Raw genomic sequence first — 19,233 nt, forward strand, 5'->3', positions numbered from 1 at the left:
GAGCCTGTTTCCGGCGACCCCAGAAATTCTATTTGCCGCATGCTTAGCAGCTTGTATTTGGTATGGTTAACATACCAAGGGGCGATACCTACCAGTTCGAGGTCTCTGTATACACCGATGATGAAGAGTTTTCGATTTTCATTCAGGTAGCACTCTGCCCAGGAAAAGAGCCATTCCCATGTCAGAAAAACGGTGTTGGAGACGGAACCGTCCAACAAATGGTTCCAATCGACGGCCAACCGCTTCCATGCATCAAGAGAATCGATGATTTCTATCCTGTATTTCATGGAATAAAACCTTACCCCTCCACCGGCCAATGCCGGGGCAGCAGCTCCATCACTTCCCGCACAAACTCTTTCGACTTGCTCCGGGCCATGGGGATATCCGCCTCGGGGACCAATGCGTTCACCTGCACATACGCCCCATCGTTGCGGTTGTGCAGTACCCGCCCCTTGAACCGCTGGATGTTCTGCTGCAGCCCCGTCGCCAGCACCCGGGTGCCGGCCGTCTGGTACCAGTGGAGCATCACGTTGTTGACCCCGTCCTTGCCGGCCACCACATAATTGACCTTGACACCCTGCGGGTAATAGCTGGGGTAGACCTCCACAGTTCCCGTCTCGATGATTCCCCACCCCGCCCCCGGCAGACAGGCGTAAGGGTTATGGCCGGTACGGCCTCCCTTGGCGGTGCCGTAATAGCCGATATAGAGACCGAGAGCTTCTCCCTCAGGCGAGCGGTACTGCCGATAGACATGCAGATCGGCCTGCAGGGCGTCATATACCCCTTGATCAAAGGAATCCTCACGCCCCTGATACCCCGCGATCTCCATGGGCAGGTTCTCCAGATTGGTATGGAGCACCCTGGGTACACCCCGATTTGCCACAGACAAAATCAGGCCCGCAGTCAATAACAGGGTCAGCAATGCAAGGTAGAAGAATTTATTGCTCATCCCGCATCCCTCGCCTTCAAAACCCTGTAAATCAGAAACAGCAGCGCGAGGCCGAACATAAACACCGCCAGCCCTGAAAATTCGTGCAGAAAACCACGGGCAACGCGGTCGCCGAAAAAATGCGCCAGAACTCCCGTACCGCTGACCCGCAGAATGTTGGCCAGCATGGCGACGGGTATGGCCGACAGGATCAGAACCGCCTTGCGCCACCCGCTGCCGGGGGAGATGTAGGCGAAAATCACGCCGAGCATGGTCAGGGACATGATGGAGCGGATGCCGCTGCAGGCCTCGGCCACTTCAAGCTGGGTCTGCAGGAAATAGAGCATGTTCCCTTCGCGGTAGACGGGAATGGAACAGAACTGAATCAGCCCGGCCGAAATTCTGGTGGCCGCCAGTTGCAGAGGGAATGCGACCATGCCGAGCAGGGTGTCGGGAATCGGTACCATGAAGAACAGAAAACCCAGCGGGAAGGCCAGCAGGCGGAGCATGGCGGTCCCCAGGCAGCTCCACAGCAGCCCGATCAGCGCGGCAACGAGCATCAGGCGGGCAAAAAAGGCGATGCCGCCGGCGTAGCTGACGAAGTAAATCGCCAGGCTTGCCACCAGCAGGGTCAACCCCGGAATGGACCCCTGGACCGGGACAAGGCGTATCGCCTCGCGCTTTTCCCAGAGGAAGTAAAGAGAGATCAGCGGTACCAGCAGGGCATGGGAATTGTCGGAATGGCCGAGCCAGGTCTCGACCATGGGCGGCAGCACGGGCCAGAAGACCGCCGCCCAGGCGAGCAGCAGAACCGGCAATTGCCATTTGATGTTTTGCACACCCTTCGTCATAGCGACTCAATCCCGGCCGGAAGATGCAATTTCGAAATCCCCCCTTGCCCCCCTTTGCCAAAGGGGGGCAAAACCTGGCTGAATGACCCTCAAGATCCTCTTCCGGTCCGCCCCACGCACAAACCCATGCACCGGCAGCGTCACCAGACGTTGCGCGACGTCCCGTGCGGCGGGAAAATCCTCCCCGGCAAAATCCGCCGCCAGTTCGGGCACCCGATGAACCGCATCCGGATAGGACGGGGCGATGCCCAGACCCAGGCGATTGCTTTCCTCCACCACCCTGCACGCCTCGTCAGCGCTGTCCAGCATCACCGGGTAACGGAGCAGCGGCCGTGCAGCGCCCTTCCGAATTGGTTTCAGGATTTTTTGCCACTCAGCGACCCAGGTCTTTCGCGTGCATTGAAGCGCCGCCAGCTTAGGCTGCCAGCCACGCGCCAGGCCGGCCTGCAGGCCGGACAGCCTGCGCATGGGAAATTCCGGGTCGTAGATCGTTTCGCCCAACCGCAAGAATGGCAGCGCCTTGGGCAGCCAGAACAGAGCCGGGCGGGTCAGCAGCGACAGAGCCAGGGCGTAAAACACAATCTTCAGGGTTTGCAAGGCGCCGTAATCGTCCAGCCCGGCGTATTGGCCGGCGAGGGCCGCGCCGAGATCGTCGCGACCGGTGAGAATCACCCCGCCCTCCACGGTTGAGAGCGCCTTGCCCCGCCCGAGGCTGAAAAAACCGACATCGCCGAGGGTTCCCAACTTCCGCCCGTCGCGCTCGCTCCCCATGGCCTGGGCCGCGTCCTCGACAATCACCACCTCCGGATTGCCGACCATGGCCCTGAGCCTCTCGACGTCGGCCGGCAGACCGAAAAGGTGGACCGGGACCACGCACAGCAGACGGGGGTCGGCGAGTTTGGCCCGCAGTTGCCGGACATCGAAATCGTGGGTGGCCGGATCGATGTCGCACAGGCTCACTTTCAACCCCGACCGGACGATGGCGGAAGGCACCGAGTAGCAGGTGAAGGCCGGAATCAGTACCCGGTCGCGCTCCGGGTACGCCTTTTTGAGCGCCAGCAGGATCAGGGTCAGGGCCGCCTTGCCGGATGACACCAGAAAGCAGTGGCGGCTGCCGAAAAATGCCTGCAGCTCGCCCGAGAACCGCTGCGTTTCACGACGTCCACGCACCCATCCCAGCAATCCGGAGGAGAGATCCAGCCAGGATAAGGGTGCCGCGGCTGGGGGCAGGGTACGTCCGATACGCATCAAACAACCTCTTTCACAAACTGATGTTGCGCCGCAGGGGCGGGCCCAGCAGGGTGGTCACCCGCAGGGGCAGGCATGACCAGAGCATCTCGGCAAAGCGACGGCCGGTCGCCGTCCAGTTGCCCGTTATGCCCGTCGATTCGGGGGCCGTCAGGTCCTGCCAGCACAGGGGAGAAGGCTTGGCGCCCCATTGCTCCTTGAACCTGTACGTCCCTTCGCCGGGCGTGGAACGCCCGAAATCGAACTTTTCATAGCCGCCATCCGCCGCGAAGGCGAGAAACGTCCAGTAGAGCAGCATATTCGGGTTGAGGTGGTTGCAGGACCGCAGCGACGAAGCCCAGGGGATGGAAACCGTGCGGGGATGCAGCAGAAGGATCCCCCCTGCCGCCGGAGCGCCATCCTGGGTGTAAACCACTCCGACCCGTGCCCGCCCGGCGAAAATCTCGACCACCGCCTCGATCCATCTCTTGCTGTGTACCGGAGATCCGAGCAGCCGCATGTTTTGGGCAAACACTCCGTAGAAATCATCGATCAATTCCGTGCCGCCCAGGCGGGCACGCAAACCGTCCCGCTGCGGCTTTTTCACCTGGCTGCGCAGCTTCGATTTCAAACCGGCCAGCAACCTACCCGAGTCTCCGGGAAGATCGAGGAGCATGCGCACCTTTTGGCCTGCCGCGGCGCCGCTGGCCGAAGCTGCGTTCCGGAGACCGGCCCAGCGGAGTTCAGGGCCCTTGGCCGCCACTCCGGCGGCGAAATCGCTGGCTGCCCGCAAAAGCGCCTCGCTGATCTCCGCATCGCAAGCCAGACAGCCACCGACATCGCAATAAGGCAGCGACACCAGCCGCCCCGCGAAAAGAGGCGTTTTCAGGTGAATCATGGGGAGGACGCCACAAACGTCCCCGCCCCGCTCCGCCAGCAGATATGCCCCCTGAAAACCGTAGGCCTGCTCCACTGCCTTCTTCCAGCCGTATTGGTGGTAAGCGAGCCCGTCGGGATGGTTCAGTACGAAGGCATCCCAGGCGGACTGGTCTCTGTCGTTGGCCAGACGTATGCGCATGGCTACCCCGGATTCCCCTCGGCGATGGCAGGCACCGGCCGGACTCTTACGGGTTCAGCCTCCTGTCCCCGCTCCTCGTGCGGCAGAATGCCACCCAGGGCTGCCTGAATCGGGGAGAAGGGAAAATCCTTGAGCAGGCGCCGCAGCCGCCCTTCGGTCTTCTCCAGGTTGAGATAGTGCCGGAACCGGCTCTTCCACCCGGCACCGACCATGCGCGGCTGCTCCGGATCAAGCTCCCATGGATGAAGGTAGAAAACGAAAGGCCGCCCCTCCTGCCGGTTGATGCGCCCCAGTCCCCAGCGGGTGACCGCGTAGGGGAAAAGGCGGAAATAGCCGCCGCCGGCGATGGGCAGGTTGCGGCCGCAAAGTTTCAGGGTGGTGATGGGAATCTCCAGCATCCTGCAGGCGGGCTCCCCCGCCGGAGTCTCCGTTCGGCCATCCTCGGGCGCCCACTGTCCCTGGTCGCCGCGAATGACGCAGAAGGGAAAGCGCGGCCAGTCGGGAATGCCGTAGAAATCGTGCTTCACCGGAAAGACGCTGGAATCGTAGCGATAGCCCGCTTCCAGCAGTTCATCGTAGGCCCAGAGGGAATGCAGCCCGATCGAGTAGCTCGGCGCCCGGTAGCCGAGGACCGCCTGCCCGCCCAGATCTTCCAGCAGCGTCTTGCTCCGGCGGATGTCGTCGCGGAACTCGGCGCGGCTCTGGGTGGTGACGCGGCGGTGGCCGTAGCCGTGGCTGGCGATTTCGTGCCCGTGCCGGGCGATTTTTTTCACCAGTTCGGGAAACCGGCGAGCCACCCAGCCGAGCACGAAAAAGGTGGCCCGGACGTCGTATTCCGCAAGGAGGGCCAGCACCCTTTCCGTGTTGCGGTCGACCCTGAACTCGCACCTTTCCCAGGTCTCGGGAGGTGAGACCGTTTCGAAGGCCGAGACATGGAAGTAGTCCTCCACGTCGATCGTCAGCAAATTGGCAGGCGCCATAGTTTCCCCCGGGTCAGCCGAAGAGCCTGACCAGCAGCCCTTTTTTCCCCTGCTCCCGCGCTCCGGCAGTTGCGGTCAGCACCGCCGCGGCGCCAATCACCTGCTGCAACTCCTCGAGCTGGCGGCTGATCTGCCGCTGCCCCTCCTCCAGCCGGCCGATCTGTTCTTTCTGCTGGCCGATCAAGGCCTTGAGAATGTTTTCGTACATGGCCAGCCTGTCCAGCATCGTCACCTGGCCGGACTGAGCGGATTCAATCCGTCGCATGGCCGCTTCGAGACCGCCGATCTTCCCCTGCCACTCGCAAAACAGCGCTCCGTCGACCGCCGCCGGCGACTTCTCCTCCTGGGTCAGGTCCGTTCCGGCAGAGAAGTCGCCCGCCACCTCCTCCACCAGCTGCACGGACAGTTCCAGGGTCTCATCGACGAACGCCGCCAGCAGCAGGAAGTCACAGAAGATGTTGATCAGTCGCGGGATCCCCTTGCTGAAGCCGTGAATGAGGTCGAAGGTCCCTTCCTGGAAACGGACCGCCTCGCGGTTGCCGGCCAGCTCCAGGCGATGCAGCACGTAGCTTTCGGTCTCCTCCCGGGGCAGGGGGTCGATGTGGCAGGCGATGCCGATGCGCTGCCGCAGTTGCCGCAGGCCGGGCTGGTTGATGATGGTCCGCAGCTCGGGCTGCCCGACCAGAATGATCTGCAGCAGCTTGACCTGGTTGGTCTCCAGGTTGGACAGCAGCCGGATTTCCTCCAGTACCTCGGGGGCGAGGTTCTGCGCCTCGTCGACAATGACGATGGGACGGCGGCGGGCGGCGTGCTGGGCGATCAGGAAGTCGTTGAGATCGTGCAGCAGAGCCACCTTGTCCCTGCCCTCCGTCGGCAGCCCGAAGTCGTCGTTGATCAGGGCCAGCAGCTGCTCGGGACTGACCCGGGTATTGAATACCATTGCCCGGCAGACGTCGGCAGCGAGCTGACCGATCAGGTTGCGGATGAGGGTCGTTTTGCCCGAGCCTACCTCGCCGGTGAGAAGGATGAAGGCGGCCCGTTCCTGCAGGCCATATTCGAGGTAGCTCAGGGCCCGCCGGTGGGAGCGGCTGGGGAAGAGAAACCGCGGGTCCGGGACCAGCTCGAAGGGCTTCGTATGCAGACCGAAAAACTCTTTGTACATGGGGAGTCCTGTTGTTAGTAAGCCGTCAACGGCAGTCGTTCCTCAGCGTTCTGTCCTTCCTGATAGCCCGTCAGCGATCGCTCGAATCGCACCGCTGCCGCCAGGAAAACGATATTGTTGCGGTATTCGTTGTTGTCCAGTGCCGTTCCAGGCAGATTGGACCGGCTGACATGATGGTCATAGCCGAGCGATACGGTGAAGATCCCCAGGCGGTACTCCAGGGCGGCGCCGGCCGACGTCCGGCGGACATCCTCGTCTTCGGGAAGAAACTCCAGGTAGGCGAGGCTGCCGTGCAGGCGCAGGTCGAGCCTTTCTCCTACCGGTATGCGCAGAGCCAGTGCGCCACCCGCCGAGCGGTCTTCCCGATCCACCGAGCGGAAGTCTTCATCCTGGGCAAAAACGCTGAAATCCGTCCGGATTTTCCCGGCGTAACCGACAGTCCCTCGGGCCGTCCGGGTTTTTGCCAGACCGTCGTCGACCAGGACGGTGAAATTTTCGGAGTAGGCCAGGCCGAAAGAAAGTCTGGGCGTGGCACGCAGATCGGCCCCGGCGGACCAGATGGCGGAGGTTTCGGCATCCCCGTCCCTGAACTCGATCCGGCTGACGCCGCCATCCCCCCGCAAGGTCAACTGCGGCCCTGCCTTGAAGGTAAAACCCGCGACCAGGTCCTGCCGCCGGAAGTCGTCGTTAATTTCGGCATAATGAAAACGCTGCGCCCCGCTCAGGGTCAGAACCCATCGGGGGGAGAACTCCCTGGCCAGTTCCAGGGTAAAGGCGTGGCTGGTGTGGTCGTCCCCTTCCGGCGAATCGTAAGCGAACTTGTCGAACTGGTAGCCCAGCGTCGCCTGCAGCGCCGGCAGCCTCCCCAGGCGGTAGCGTGGGCCCAGCAGGAAGTGGTTTTCGTTGATCTTGTTGACAATAAGGTTGGTCTCCACCGTCGGTCGTCGCCGGTCAATGGACACCCGCCTGTACTCGTCGAGGATGCGAACCGAGAAACTCTTCTCGGGAAAAATTTCAGCCTCGGCCCGCGCCCGCTGGGTATCCCGAACCGATGTCGCATCGAACTCCGGGTGATCGCGGAAGAAGAGAAACTCGAAACCATAGTCGAGAACGAGAGAGAAACGGCGGGTTTCCCAGCGCAGGGCCATCCCGGGATTGACGGTGGTGATGAAATCGCTTTCCTCGTCAAAGGAGGCCAGGAAGATGTTGTCATCGTATTCTTCACGCACCGCCAGCCGCGGCTCGACCCCCAGGCGCGCCCAGGCGTGGGAGGCGAAAAGCAGGGTCAGGCTCAACAAACAAAAGCATGCCGGGATGAGTTGCCGCAAGATCGCCGATCCTTTCTTCCTGCTCAGTAGTAGTAATAACGCCCGTTGCCCGGGGTGAAGCTGACATCGTTGTACACCACACCCAGGAGGTTGGCATCCTTCAGGGAACCGAGCCCCTCTCTGATATCGTTGGTCCTGGCGACGCCCTCGCGAACGACGAAGAGTACGCCGTCGACCACCTGTCCAAGCATCTGTGCGTCGGCGAAAGGGGCCGACGGCGGGGTGTCGATGATGACGTAACGGTCCGGGTAGCGGCTTTTCAGCTCCCGGAGGATGTCCTTCATCCGTGCGGACGAGAGCAGTTCGACGGGATCGGCGACCACCCCGCCGGCGGGCAAAACCACGAGCCGGCCGAGTCCGGTTTTCACGAGTGCCCGCGCCACCGGCAGATGGTCCTGAAGGCACTGGGCCAATCCGACCTCCGGTTTGATTCCCAGGTACCGGTGGACCGAAGGCCGGCGCAGGTCGGCGTCGATCAGCACGACCGAGTGGTCGTACTCCTGGGCCAGGACGATGGCCAGGTTGAGGGCGGTGAGAGTTTTCCCCTCATTGCTGCCGGCACTGGTGATCAGCAACGTATTGAGAAACCGCTCCCCCCTGGTGAGGCGGAGAACCAGAGACTTCAGCTTCCGGTACTCCTCGGCGGCGGCCGGATTATTCTTGTTGCCCGGCGCCACCAGAAAGGGGCTGCTGACCGGCAGGGGGTTTGCCAGGAGCAGTGCGGCGTCTCTCTCCCGGTGCCCGTTTCCCCTTTCCGCCGAGGGCGCGCTCGCCGCTTCCGCCGACGGGACGGGAATGAATTCCGGGTTGTGTTCCCTCTGCCTGGCGGCCTTTTCCAGTGCCTGTTCGATTCGACTCATAGCGGAATCCCGTGTATGGTTATTGGCCTTTCAATCTCGTGCCTCGTGCCCATGATCGTCAAACCATTCCCTTCAGCACCTCGTAGGCGAGCAGACCGAGGATGCCTGAAAAATAGAGACCGGAGACGCCATAGGCCAGCAGGTTCCGGCGGCGATTCCGGGCGACGAGGGCCGGGTCGACCATGCTGGGGATGATGGCGCAGACCTCCAACCCCAGATCGCGCAACTGTTGCACCTGACAGATTGAGGCATTCAGGTTCTCCAGCAGCAGTACGAGACCGGCTCCCGCGCCCAGGCCGGCGGCAATGGCCAGCAAAATCATTCTGGCCATATCGGGGGAAACCGGCCGGGACGTCAGGATCGCAGGGTCGATGATCCGGAAGGTGGCAGTCTTGTTGCCGATTTCCATCTGTTTGGACACCTCGGTCTGCCCTTTGCGCAGCAGCAGCTGTTCGAAGACGCGGCGGTGGGAGTCGCGCTCCTGCTCGAGCACGGCCAGCGTCTTCTTGTTCTCGGGGACCTCCTGCAGTTCCCGTTTTCTCGTCTCCGCCAGACTGAGCAGCCTGGCCCTACGGGCCTCGAGGGAACTGATTTCGGCCTCGATGTCGAAAAGGTTCTGCTGCAGGTCCTGGTGCATGGGGTTGGGGGTGAACATCGCGACTTCCCCGGCAGTCGATTCCCACCCCTTCCCCTCCTGCCTCTTCAGCATCTCGATCTCGGCCTTCAACCGGACCACTTCGGGATAGTTCTCGGTGTAGGTCAGCAACAGCTGGCCGATCCGCTGTTCGAGACGAATGATGCGATCCTCCTTCTGCCCCTCGCTGAAAACGGCGACCTTCGGCTCCACCGACCGCAGCTGGGTCTTGAGCCGCGCCTGTTTCGCCCGCAGGGTTTCCACGGTGAGAGTGAGGCTTTCCACCTCGGCGGCGTACCGCTGCAGGTCGGCTATGATCGGCTGCTCCCCGTTGGCGAGAAAAACGCCCTGGCTCTTGCGGAAGCCGATGATGGCATCCTCCGCCTGATCAAGCTTGCCCTTGAAATGAGCGAGCTGCTCGTCCAGGAACCGGTTGGCGCCGAAGGTTTCTTCCCGCTTGCCGGCGATATTCTGTTCGACGTATGTCCGGACCAGGGTGTTGACGTAATCTTGCGCAAACTTCGGATTTTTGTCTTTGAAGGAGACGATGAACAGCCCTTCCTTCCCCTTGATGGTGATTTCAGTGCGTTTCTGGAGGTCGTCGACAAGGTTCTGGAACGCGGTATCGTTGGCGAGCGGAGTGTCGGCATCCATCTCCTTCAGGACCTTCGACAACACATCCCGGCTGAGCATGTCGTAGCTCAGCACCTGGATATGGCTGTCCTGGCTTGGGGTGACCGCAATGCCTTTGACCAGTTCGTCGATGATGCTCTTCTCGATGAAAACGGTGCTGGCCGCCTGGTACTGCTTGGGCAGTCGATAACACCAGGCAATGGCCAGGGTCATCACCAGCAGGGAAACAGTGAGAAAGAGAAAACGCCGCCGATAGAAAATCTTCAGATATTTGCTGAATTCGTTTGCTTGCTTTTCCATTCTGGCACCCGGTCCGCCCCTTGGGCGGCATGAAGTTTCCTGGTTGACCAACCTGCCCCAGCCCGAAGGGTTCTAGAAAAACCCTTCTTCCACGACCACATAGTCACCGGGAGCCAGAGGAACGTTCTGCGCCAGGTCTTTTCCCCGGGTCAGGTCCTTGGCCTTGACCCTGATCCTTTCCTGATCTTTCCGGAAAATCACCACATCGTTCTTGCTGGCGAATTCATTGAATCCCCCGGCCTCCAGAATGGCGTCGAGGACCTTCACCCCATCCCGGTAGTAGATGTACTTCGGAGCATTGACCGCTCCGAGAACATAGATCTTGTTCCGTTCATTGTTGGGAATGAACAGGATGTCTTCGGGCCGCAGCTCGAGGTCTCTGGAAAAATCCCCCTCCCAGAAGAGGGCGAAGAAATCGACAGCCATCCGCTCGCCCTTGCGCAGCAGGTAAGCACGACGGAGATCTGCGTTCTCAAGGCCTTGCAGTCCGCAGAGGAACTTGAACAGGGTGGTTTGACCCGACAGGTTGACCACGGCGGGAGGCACCCCGCCGCCCGAGATGTAAATCCGGTTATTGGTGATACCGGTGACCGCTACCGTGACGATCGGCTTCTTGACGAAGCCGCCCAGCACCACGGCCAGATTCTCGCCGAGCCGGGCAGGGGTCTGGCCGGCGGCGGCGACGTCACCGGCCGCGGGCAGGGTGATCTTGCCGTCGGGCCGGACGACGAACTGGCCGCTCAGTTCCGGCACACCCCAGACCGAAACCTGCAGGGCGTCGCCGCCGCCGATGACGTAATCCTCAGCCTGTGCCGCAACTACAAAAAACCCCGCAAGTGACAGAAACAACAATAGCCTTATCATTACCTTCCTCCTTTGCCGCCCAGAACCACCTTGACCGTTTCGAGGATGATCAGAAAATCGAGGGACAGCGAGTAGTTCTTGATGTAGTAGAGGTCATAGCGCAGCTTTTCCAGGGCGTCCGCCTCGGAAGCGCCGTAGGGATAGCGGACCTGCGCCCAGCCGGTGACGCCGGGTTTGACGCAGTGGCGGCTGCCGTAATAGGGAATCTTCTCTTTCAGCTTTTCGATGAACTCGGGTCGCTCCGGCCGCGGGCCGACGAAACTCATGTCCCCTTTGAGGACATTGAGGAGCTGCGGGATTTCGTCCAACCGGCTCTTGCGCAGAAATTTCCCAAGCCGGGTGACCCGCGGATCGTTGACCTGCGCCCATACCGCGCCCGTCGCACTTTCCGCATCCTGGCGCATGCTGCGGAATTTATAGAGGAGAAAGGGCCTCTCGTTTTCACCGACCCGCAACTGCCGGAACAGAACAGGACCCGGCGACTCGAGACGGATCGCCAGCGCCAGCAGGGGCAGAAGCGGCAGGGTGAGAAGGAGACCCAGGGCGGCAAAGACCAGATCGAAAGCCCGCTTGTAAAAATGCATGAAGGGGGTCAGGCGGAAGCCGTTGGAAAAGATGAACCAGCTCGGGTTGATGTTCTCGATCGCCAGTTTGCCGGTAATCTCCTCGTAAAAGGACAGGCCGTCGACCACGGCGATGCCGTTCAGCTTGCATTTGAGGATATCCCGGACCGGCAGCACGCCCCGCCGCTCGGACATGGAGACAATGATTCTGTTCACTTTTTCCCGCAACGCGGTATCGACGAGAGTGTCCATCGTGCCGAGGATTCGCGCCGAGGGGTCGAGAACCGCCGATTCGCCGGCGGGCTGGATGAAGCCGGTCAGTACGAAGTTGTGCTGACTCTCCTCCAGGCTTTTCTCGAGTTGTTTCGCCGGCGCTCCCACGCCGAGGATCATGACTTTTTGCGCCACCCCGGGGATGCGCAGAAGCAGAGCGTAGCGGTTATGCCAGATGAACTGGAAGATGCCGAAAGCAGCCAGGGCAAGAAGCAGACGACTGCGCTCCACCGCGGCCGCCGGGACGATCGCATACACGGCCGACAGCAGGAGACCGGCCAGGAGGAGGGAACCGCCAATACGCAGCATGACCTCGCCCTGCCGGAACTGTTTCTCGCGGCTGTAGAGGCCGGAAAAGTACGAGGTGAAAATCAGCACGACCGCGAACAAGAGGATCCGGAAGAGCCCCGATCTGACGATCTCGCCCCGCTCCAGTGAAGAATCGAGCCAAAGAAAGAAGCCGAAATAATGGGCGAGGATGGCAATCAGCACATCACCTCCCATGAGAATCAGCAACGTTTTACCCATGTCCGCCTCCAAGTACTTTCATCACAACGCTCGCCGGAAGCTTTAGCCGGTAAGTTTTTCCAACAGGGTTCGGGTTTGCCGTATTTCCGGAAATTCGCCAAGGGTCAGAGCCTTTTTCAGGTAGGCAACGGCCTCGTCCTTTTTCCCCAGTTTCTGGCAAGCCAGCGCCAGGTGATAAAAAACGGTCGGATTGCCCGGCAGTTTCTCCACCGCCTTTTCCAGCATTTGCCGGGCCTCTTCAGCCCGGTTGTTGAGCAGCAGGACATAGCCGAGCGTGTCCATGACCAGCGGGCTGCCCGGCGCATGGCGGTAGGCGCTGCCTGCCAGTTCCAGCGCCTCCTGCTTGCGGTCGAAATTCTCGGCATAAAGATAGGCGAGATTATTGAGAACCGGCACGAAGTCCTCCTTCAGGGCCAGAACCTCCCGATAGCGCCGCTCCGCCTCGCGTTTGTTCCCCTGCCGGTCGTGAAGGGCGCCGAGGGCGAAGACGACCGGGTAATCATTGGGCGATTGCCGGAGCAACTCCTCGTAAAGCCGGCGGGCCCTGTCGAACTCTCCGCTGCGTTCATGCAGCCCGGCCATCCGCATGACCAGAAGCGGCGCCCGGCGGTTGTTGTTCCAACCCTTTTCAAGCACCTCCAGCGCCCCCGGAATATCTCCGCGATGCTCGTTGATGGAGGCCAGCAGAAGGTAGCCGGCAGGTGAGGACGGCTGCTGAACCGTCAGCCCCCTGGCCAGCGCTTCGGCCCTGGCCACATCGCCACCGAGCAGATGCGCCTGGACCTGCCCCGCCACCCCCCTGCCGGGTGACACGCGGTCAAGCTTCGCAAAGGCCGTCGCCGCCTCCGCATGGCGGCCGAGACGAAGCAGCGCTTGCCCCTGGAAATCGAGGAGGGAAGCGTCTTCGGGACGGGCCTGCTGCGCCTTGGTCAGGACCTCAAGGCATTCTTCTGCCTTTGCTTCGCTCAGCAGATGCTCGGCCAGGGCCAATTGCTCCTCGCTCTTGCCGGTATCGGCTGCCCTGCGGAAAAAATCGATGGCCTTCTCGCTCTGACCGGTCATTTCCATGACCCGGCCGCTCAGCAGCAGCGCCTGAAGCTGAACGGGGTCTTGTCGCAGAACGGCGGCGTATTCCTCGAGGGCTTTCTCATACTCTCCCCGCGTCGCATGATAGGCGCCCAGGTTGAAGTGGGCGGTGAAGAAGCCGGGATTTGCGGCTTTGGCGCGCTGCAGGCAGGCGATCGCCTCTTCGGGCTGCAGCTGGGCGAAATAGGCTGCCGCCATGAAGTTGTACAGCAGCGCATCACTCTCCTTGCCGTTCAACCCTTTCTTCAGGGTGTTGAGGGCGGCAGGGTAGTTCTTTTGCCGCAGGTAGTGGGCTGCCAGAAACAGGCGGGTGTCCAGAATCTGCGGAGCTGCGTTCAGTGCCGTGGTCAATTCATCCTCGGCCCTGGCCGGATTCCCCCGGGATGCATGGAATAATCCCTTCTTGAGATGGACATCGACCAGACCCGGGTTCAGTTCGGTCGCCTTTTCGAAGGCCGCCATGGCTGCATCGAATTTTCCCTGGACCATCCAGGCGCTGCCGAGGATGTTGTAGGCCAGTCCGCTCGTGCCGTCACGCTGCAATACTCTTTCGGCCTCCGTCACCGCCTCGTCGAGGCGCTGCTGTTTGAGCAGGGTCATCGCTACCATCAGCCTGGGCTGGGTCGCGTCGGGCTGCTGGTCCAGCATCCGCTGGAACTGGTTCAGGGCCAGCTCCAGCTTCTCCAGGCGGTAATAACTGAGCCCCAGGTAGTACCAGGCCGCCGGATTCGTCCCTGCCTTCAGTGATTGCTGAAGATGTGTAATGGCCCCACCGGGGTCACCTTTCAGGTACAGGGCCATCCCTTTCAGAAGAGAGCCGCCGGCGAGTTTCGGAAAGTTGGCCAGCAGGGCGTCGGCGCACCTCTCCCCTTCGGGGATCTCTCCACCTTCGAGATGGTGCAGCCCCGCCAGGTAGAGAGCGCGCGCATCCGCAGGGTCGGTCTGGGCAAGCTGGTGGTAAATTTCCAGCGCCCTCCCCCGTTTGCCCAGAGAGACTTCCAGCCGGGCGAGCAGGTAGAGAGCGGGGCGATTATTTTTGTCCTCCTCCAGAAGCTCCGTGAGCAATTCCCGCGCGGGGGATTCCTCGCCGTTGCGTACGAAGACTTCGGCCAGGTGCTGTCGTGCCTGTGCGTTGCGCGGGTCGAGCTGGATGGCCCGACGGAAATGACCGACGGCCTTCTGCGTTTCTCCCTTGAGCGCGAGCGCCTGCCCCAGCAGGTCTGCGGCCCGTGGACTGTCGGGATGGCCCGAGAGGTATTTTTCGATCTGCGCCACCGCCAAATCCGCCCGTTCGGTGCGGACGTAGACCTCGGCCAGCTTCAGCGGAAGCTCGGGCAGGGAGGGAGCCTGCAGCCCGACCTTCTGATATTCCCGCTCTGCCTTTTCCAGGTTGCCGCTGAGCAAATAGGATTCCGCCAGTTCATAACGGGCTTCGAAGTAGTTCGGATCTTTCTCCAGGGCGTTCTTCAGCAGCACCACCGCCCCCTGGAAATTCCCTTCACTTCTCAGCCGTACGCCTTCCTGCAGCATGTCTTCCCTGGACCGGTTGCTGCAGGCCAGAACAAAAACCGGCAACAACAGGAAAATAGCCAGATACTTAAACGATTTCGCAGACATCGGAGTCACTCCAGTCGCTGCTCATGACATTCCTGATTTTCCCCCTGAACTGCTCGTAATCAATGGGTTTGACCATGCACAGGGAATTCCTGATACCCTTCAGGCATTCCAGCAGCTCCCCGCTCAGGCAGTCGGAAAGAACCACCACGGGTGTCTGGCGATGCATCAGCCGGGAGATGAGACCCGATCCGTAGGGAAAGCTGGTGATGACCAGACCGTAATCATCCAGTGCGCCCGCCTGCTCTATATCCCTTTTGGCCAGACAATCCGAAGGATAGCCGTCCAGCAGCAGAAGGGCATGGCAGATTCTGGCGAAGCTCTCCTCATCGAATACGAGAATCTTTTTGTTATTCATGTTTACACCCGCTCGCCGTTGAAATTGTGCCGTTGCCGATCTAGATAAAGCTGAAAACAAGCCCCAGAGAGGCGGCAAAGGATTCCCATTCAACTTCATTGAGCCTGGTTCTGCCTGTGGAGCCGTCAGCGAAGAAGGTCTTGCTGGTGCCGGGCTCGGTGAACCAGTCCTGGTAATCCAACCGCAAGGTGACGGCAAGGCGCTCACTGAAGTCGTATCGCCCGCCGAGGAAAGCCACCATCCCCCTGCCGTCTGCCCGGTGCTCGAAACTTCGCGGATGCGCCAGGTCGGAGCGCAGGTTCCAGTCACCTTTCGCCCGATATGCCGCCCAGTGGTATTCGAAACCGGTCTCGACGGCAGTCCGCGGGAAAGGGCTGAAAGTCAGGTCCAGACCGGCCCAAGGGCCATGCCATCGGGCTTCGTATTTGCTGTCCAGCCCGGGCAGAGCTCCCAGGGGGGCCGGAACGACCGCAAAATTGGTAAAGGTGGCCGGGACAGAAACGGTTTGTACCCCCTCGCTGGCGGTCAGGTTCTGTTCGTGGTAGGAGTACCCCACCAACCCCGCAAGGGTCAGCTTGCCCCCGCGCGCAGGGAACCGCATGCCGCCGCCGGCTGAAGCATCGAGCGTGCTCCCATCATCCGCCTGACTCTCAGCGCGGGAGAATTCCAGGGTCCGGTTATTGCCCGCGAAGTCGGAGTCCCGGTTTTTCCCGTCGAAGATCACCCCATACCCCAAGGCGCTGCGAAAACAGATCTGCGCAGGGAAAGCCGCAGGAGCCAGGACGAGTTTCCCCGTCCCCAGCAGTTGAAATATCTCCAGATCGCTCCACTCCAGCTCAGACAGGACGTCGACATCGCCGGCGATATTCCACCGGAAGTCGTCCTGACGATAGCCGGCGCCGAGGCCCAGCGCGACCTCCTGGAGAAGGGCGGCGCCGGCCTCATCGATCCCCGGAGAACTGACTGAGGCGAATCCTGTGAGAACGACCGCGACCATTGCGACCGCCAGTCCGCGCAACTGCATTGAACGCCTTGTAGTTTTGAGAATAGCGATGGAATGCCGGGAAGCCCGGTACCCAAGCAAAGAGCAATTCCCGTTCCAACCCAATAACATTATGTTTTTGTTAATATTTTTCAAATTAGCGGGGCACGCATCATGCTTTTCTGGCGCCCACCGAAACAGGCTCCGCACATGAGCTGTGTCCGATGGAAACAGTTCGGTTAACCCGCTGTAATCAGGGGAACAAGAGTGTGCCGAATGGAAACACTGGGCGGGAGAATGAAAACGGCCCCTTCCTTTTCGTTAAATCCGAGGAAGGGGCCAGAAGGAACCGGGACCGGGACCGGGAGAGATGGAATCCGGAATGAGGTCAGGAGATGTCGAAATCACGCAGTCGTTTGTAGAGAGCCTTGCGAGAGAAGCCGAGAATTTTCGCCGCCTGGGATTTGTTTCCCTGGCAGCGCTCCAGTGTGTCGCGAATAGCCCGAGCTTCAATCTGCTTGAGGGTGGAGGTGGCGGAAGGAGGCTGCCGGTGCGTTTCGACTTCGAACATTTCTTCTGGAAGATCCCGATCGGTGATGGTATTTCCCTTGGCCAGCACAAATGCACGTTCGACCACATTGCGAAGCTGGCGGATGTTTCCGGGCCAGGAATAGTCCAGGAACTTCTTTATCGTTGTCTCTGATACGACCAGAGTCTTCCTTTCCCGGATGCAGAACTCCTTGACGAACTCGGCCACCAGGAAAGGGATGTCCTCCCGGCGCTCGCGCAAGGGAGGGAGGCCGATTTCAACGACGTTGAGGCGATAATAGAGGTCCCTGCGGAAGTTGCCGGACATGATCTCTCGCGGGAGATCGCGGTTGGTGGAGGAGACCAGACGGAAATCGACCTGTACCCGGCGATTTGAGCCGATCCGCTCAATTTCCTTTTCCTGAAGGACCCGCAGCAGCTTGGCTTGAACCGAAAGCTCCAGTTCACCGATTTCGTCCAGAAAGAGTGTCCCTCCAGAGGCCTGTTCCACGCGGCCGATCCTTTGGGTAGAGGCCCCGGTGAAGGCGCCTTTCTCATAGCCGAACAGCTCTGCTTCGATCAACTCCCGGGGAATAGCCGCGCAGTTGACGGCAACAAAGGGTCGATTTCTGCGGTTGCCGGTAAAATGGAGATCCCGGGCGACCAACTCCTTGCCGGTCCCGGTTTCGCCACAAATCAGAACGCTGCTTTCCGAATCCCTGACCGCCTCGATCACCTGGAGAACCCGGCGAATCGCGGCGCTCCTGCCGATGATCTGGGTCAGCTTGTCTTCGCTGGCCAGTCGCTTCTTCAGGGATTCCAGCTCCCTCTTCAGTCGCCGCTGGTCTACCGCCCGGGCCAGAATCCCCTTGAGGCTGGGATAGTCGGGAGGCTTGATGATGTAATAAAAGGCCCCTTTGGTCATGGCTTGTACCGCGGAATCGACTGTCCCGAAGGCGGTGAGGAAGATCACCGGGATGTCCGGGAACGACTCGGTCATCTGCTCAAAAAGCTGCATGCCATCATTGCCCGGCATCCGCATGTCGGTGATGACGGCATCCAGATTTTCGGTGATTTTTGCAAAGGCATCGCTGACGCTGAGCGCCTGGGAAACCTGGTAGCCCTCGTCTGCAAGAATGGCAGACAACACTTTGAGAGCGTTGGGCTCATCATCAACGATCAACACCCGTCCAGTAGCTGTCATCTGGCACCCTCCCTGCTTTCCCGGGGAAAGCACAAGCGCACGGTGGTACCCATGTCCTCCCCGCTCCTGACTTCGAGCATGCCGCCGTGGCTCTGCAGGACCTCCCGGGTGATAAACAGCCCAAACCCCTTGCCGTGGGCGCGCGCCGTATCTTCCAGCGGGGCGGAGAAACCTTCCCCGGGCCGACTCCGAATCCCGGGCCCGTCATCCGTAACTTCCACCACGCAGAACGGCCGGCCGTCCCTTGTTTCAACCTTGCTTTCAACGGTGATCATTCCGCCCGGAGACAGGACGTGGAGTGCATTGTTGAGAACATTCAGGATCGCCTGCTCGACCTGAAAAGGGCTCAACTGCAGCGGCGCGACCTCGCCGTAGCGAAACAGCACCTTGACGCCGGCCGCCTGGGCCTGCAGGGAGGTGAGGGACTCGATCCTCTTCAGCAGATCATTGAGGTCGGTGGTCCTCTTTTCGGGTTCGCCGGCCGAGCCGCTGAGGAAGGCGGTGATGAACCGGTCCAGCCGGGAGATCTCCTCCTCCATGATCTGGGTGAACTCGAGCAGGGTGGCCTCGTGGCTGAAGCGGTTTTTCAAATAAACCACCGCCCCCTTGATGGCGTTCAGAGGATTCCTCACCCCATGGGAAAGGATAGCGGCGTTCTTGCCGATGTCTATCAACGACTGGGAGCGCCTTAACAGGTTTCGCGAGGTGCAGCCTTCCGTCGTCCGGATGATCACCCGGGCACCCTCGGGCCGAGCTGAGTCGCTCTTCAGAGGAAAAATTTCGACGTCGGCCTCGAAGCACTCGAACAGGCAGGAAAAGGAGTAACGGCTTAGGGAAAGCGGCCGCCCGCTGTCCACCACCGCCGCAACGGCATCAGAACCTTCCCAGAATATCCGCGGCAGGACTTCGAAATAGAGCGTTCCCAGCAGGCCGGCCGTCGATCCCAGCCGGGCGGTTTCCAGGTCCCGGCCACACTCCACTATCCTCAACTCGCGGTCTACCGAAAATTCAAGAACATCCATGTCGCGCCTTCTCTTGGAGTGGCTTCGACCAAGGGAGGAGGGGGAGGGGTAATTTTGCGAAGCCACAAACATTATATGCATTACTTCTCATATTTCTCTTATAAATATAATTTTTACCAGAAAATCCAGCAGAAATCGTGAAATGCGCCTCCCCATCATTGCGTTAAACCTTTTCTTATTTCCTCGCAAACCAGTTTTTCTCCAATAATACTCGACGGTGGTTCACGAAA

General features: G+C 60.7%; 17 protein-coding genes. All 17 read right to left on the bottom strand.

What is annotated here, in order from left to right; all coding sequences use genetic code 11:
* The coding region (locus VD811_02105) for a hypothetical protein (protein ID HXV19766.1) at nucleotides 1–287 on the bottom strand (287 nt) is incomplete at its 3' end.
* A gap of 11 nt (nucleotides 288–298) precedes the next feature.
* Complete coding sequence (locus VD811_02110; protein ID HXV19767.1) at nucleotides 299–949, bottom strand: EpsI family protein; 651 nt, start codon at nucleotides 947–949, stop codon at nucleotides 299–301.
* The gene (gene xrtA, locus VD811_02115) at nucleotides 946–1,779 is read right to left on the bottom strand and encodes an exosortase A (protein ID HXV19768.1); all 834 of its coding nucleotides are present in this window, start codon (nucleotides 1,777–1,779) and stop codon (nucleotides 946–948) included. The genes VD811_02110 and xrtA overlap by 4 nt, the downstream gene beginning before the upstream one ends.
* Nucleotides 1,780–1,785: 6 nt before the next feature.
* A complete protein-coding gene (locus VD811_02120; GenBank protein ID HXV19769.1) occupies nucleotides 1,786–3,027 on the bottom strand; it encodes a DegT/DnrJ/EryC1/StrS family aminotransferase in 1,242 nt (413 codons plus the stop codon).
* A 13-nt stretch (nucleotides 3,028–3,040) separates the two neighbouring features.
* The gene (locus VD811_02125) at nucleotides 3,041–4,084 is read right to left on the bottom strand and encodes a FemAB family XrtA/PEP-CTERM system-associated protein (protein ID HXV19770.1); all 1,044 of its coding nucleotides are present in this window, start codon (nucleotides 4,082–4,084) and stop codon (nucleotides 3,041–3,043) included.
* A gap of 2 nt (nucleotides 4,085–4,086) precedes the next feature.
* Complete coding sequence (locus tag VD811_02130) at nucleotides 4,087–5,064, bottom strand: XrtA system polysaccharide deacetylase (GenBank protein ID HXV19771.1); 978 nt, start codon at nucleotides 5,062–5,064, stop codon at nucleotides 4,087–4,089.
* A gap of 13 nt (nucleotides 5,065–5,077) precedes the next feature.
* Complete coding sequence (locus tag VD811_02135; protein HXV19772.1) at nucleotides 5,078–6,226, bottom strand: XrtA/PEP-CTERM system-associated ATPase; 1,149 nt, start codon at nucleotides 6,224–6,226, stop codon at nucleotides 5,078–5,080.
* A 14-nt stretch (nucleotides 6,227–6,240) separates the two neighbouring features.
* Nucleotides 6,241–7,554, bottom strand: a complete 1,314-nt coding sequence (locus VD811_02140; protein ID HXV19773.1) for a TIGR03016 family PEP-CTERM system-associated outer membrane protein — start codon at nucleotides 7,552–7,554, stop codon at nucleotides 6,241–6,243.
* Between the two features lie 23 nt (nucleotides 7,555–7,577).
* Nucleotides 7,578–8,414 carry a polysaccharide biosynthesis tyrosine autokinase gene (locus VD811_02145; GenBank protein HXV19774.1) on the bottom strand — a complete coding sequence of 279 codons (837 nt, stop codon included), beginning with the start codon at nucleotides 8,412–8,414 and terminating at the stop codon, nucleotides 7,578–7,580.
* A gap of 58 nt (nucleotides 8,415–8,472) precedes the next feature.
* Nucleotides 8,473–9,981 (bottom strand): XrtA system polysaccharide chain length determinant, encoded by a 1,509-nt coding sequence (locus tag VD811_02150; protein ID HXV19775.1) that lies wholly within the window; start codon nucleotides 9,979–9,981, stop codon nucleotides 8,473–8,475.
* 72 nt (nucleotides 9,982–10,053) lie between these two features.
* Nucleotides 10,054–10,845, bottom strand: a complete 792-nt coding sequence (locus tag VD811_02155) for a polysaccharide biosynthesis/export family protein (protein ID HXV19776.1) — start codon at nucleotides 10,843–10,845, stop codon at nucleotides 10,054–10,056.
* Nucleotides 10,845–12,209 carry a TIGR03013 family XrtA/PEP-CTERM system glycosyltransferase gene (locus VD811_02160; protein HXV19777.1) on the bottom strand — a complete coding sequence of 455 codons (1,365 nt, stop codon included), beginning with the start codon at nucleotides 12,207–12,209 and terminating at the stop codon, nucleotides 10,845–10,847. Before VD811_02160 ends, VD811_02155 begins: the two co-directional genes overlap by 1 nt.
* Nucleotides 12,210–12,251: 42 nt before the next feature.
* The gene (prsT, locus tag VD811_02165) at nucleotides 12,252–14,912 is read right to left on the bottom strand and encodes an XrtA/PEP-CTERM system TPR-repeat protein PrsT (protein HXV19778.1); all 2,661 of its coding nucleotides are present in this window, start codon (nucleotides 14,910–14,912) and stop codon (nucleotides 12,252–12,254) included.
* On the bottom strand, nucleotides 14,893–15,267 hold the full coding sequence (locus VD811_02170; GenBank protein ID HXV19779.1) for a hypothetical protein: 375 nt from the start codon (nucleotides 15,265–15,267) through the stop codon (nucleotides 14,893–14,895). Before VD811_02170 ends, prsT begins: the two co-directional genes overlap by 20 nt.
* Nucleotides 15,268–15,307: 40 nt before the next feature.
* The gene (locus VD811_02175; protein ID HXV19780.1) at nucleotides 15,308–16,291 is read right to left on the bottom strand and encodes a hypothetical protein; all 984 of its coding nucleotides are present in this window, start codon (nucleotides 16,289–16,291) and stop codon (nucleotides 15,308–15,310) included.
* 346 nt (nucleotides 16,292–16,637) lie between these two features.
* Entirely contained in the window at nucleotides 16,638–17,981 is a 1,344-nt protein-coding gene (locus VD811_02180; protein HXV19781.1) for a sigma-54 dependent transcriptional regulator, read from the bottom strand.
* Nucleotides 17,978–19,003 carry a HAMP domain-containing sensor histidine kinase gene (locus VD811_02185; protein ID HXV19782.1) on the bottom strand — a complete coding sequence of 342 codons (1,026 nt, stop codon included), beginning with the start codon at nucleotides 19,001–19,003 and terminating at the stop codon, nucleotides 17,978–17,980. Before VD811_02185 ends, VD811_02180 begins: the two co-directional genes overlap by 4 nt.
* Nucleotides 19,004–19,233 lie beyond the last annotated feature (230 nt).

Source organism: Desulfuromonadales bacterium (genome assembly GCA_035620395.1).
Taxonomy (GTDB): domain Bacteria; phylum Desulfobacterota; class Desulfuromonadia; order Desulfuromonadales; family DASPGW01; genus DASPGW01.

What these genes read in the sequence shown, in the direction of transcription:
- VD811_02110 (HXV19767.1), bottom strand. Translation starts at nt 949, where the DNA reads ATGAGCAATAAATTCTTCTACCTTGCATTGCTGACCCTGTTATTGACT.
- xrtA (HXV19768.1), bottom strand. Translation starts at nt 1,779, where the DNA reads ATGACGAAGGGTGTGCAAAACATCAAATGGCAATTGCCGGTTCTGCTG.
- VD811_02120 (HXV19769.1), bottom strand. Translation starts at nt 3,027, where the DNA reads ATGCGTATCGGACGTACCCTGCCCCCAGCCGCGGCACCCTTATCCTGG.
- VD811_02125 (HXV19770.1), bottom strand. Translation starts at nt 4,084, where the DNA reads ATGCGCATACGTCTGGCCAACGACAGAGACCAGTCCGCCTGGGATGCC.
- VD811_02130 (HXV19771.1), bottom strand. Translation starts at nt 5,064, where the DNA reads ATGGCGCCTGCCAATTTGCTGACGATCGACGTGGAGGACTACTTCCAT.
- VD811_02135 (HXV19772.1), bottom strand. Translation starts at nt 6,226, where the DNA reads ATGTACAAAGAGTTTTTCGGTCTGCATACGAAGCCCTTCGAGCTGGTC.
- VD811_02145 (HXV19774.1), bottom strand. Translation starts at nt 8,414, where the DNA reads ATGAGTCGAATCGAACAGGCACTGGAAAAGGCCGCCAGGCAGAGGGAA.
- VD811_02150 (HXV19775.1), bottom strand. Translation starts at nt 9,981, where the DNA reads ATGGAAAAGCAAGCAAACGAATTCAGCAAATATCTGAAGATTTTCTAT.
- VD811_02155 (HXV19776.1), bottom strand. Translation starts at nt 10,845, where the DNA reads ATGATAAGGCTATTGTTGTTTCTGTCACTTGCGGGGTTTTTTGTAGTT.
- VD811_02160 (HXV19777.1), bottom strand. Translation starts at nt 12,209, where the DNA reads ATGGGTAAAACGTTGCTGATTCTCATGGGAGGTGATGTGCTGATTGCC.
- prsT (HXV19778.1), bottom strand. Translation starts at nt 14,912, where the DNA reads ATGTCTGCGAAATCGTTTAAGTATCTGGCTATTTTCCTGTTGTTGCCG.
- VD811_02170 (HXV19779.1), bottom strand. Translation starts at nt 15,267, where the DNA reads ATGAATAACAAAAAGATTCTCGTATTCGATGAGGAGAGCTTCGCCAGA.
- VD811_02175 (HXV19780.1), bottom strand. Translation starts at nt 16,291, where the DNA reads ATGCAGTTGCGCGGACTGGCGGTCGCAATGGTCGCGGTCGTTCTCACA.
- VD811_02180 (HXV19781.1), bottom strand. Translation starts at nt 17,981, where the DNA reads ATGACAGCTACTGGACGGGTGTTGATCGTTGATGATGAGCCCAACGCT.
- VD811_02185 (HXV19782.1), bottom strand. Translation starts at nt 19,003, where the DNA reads ATGGATGTTCTTGAATTTTCGGTAGACCGCGAGTTGAGGATAGTGGAG.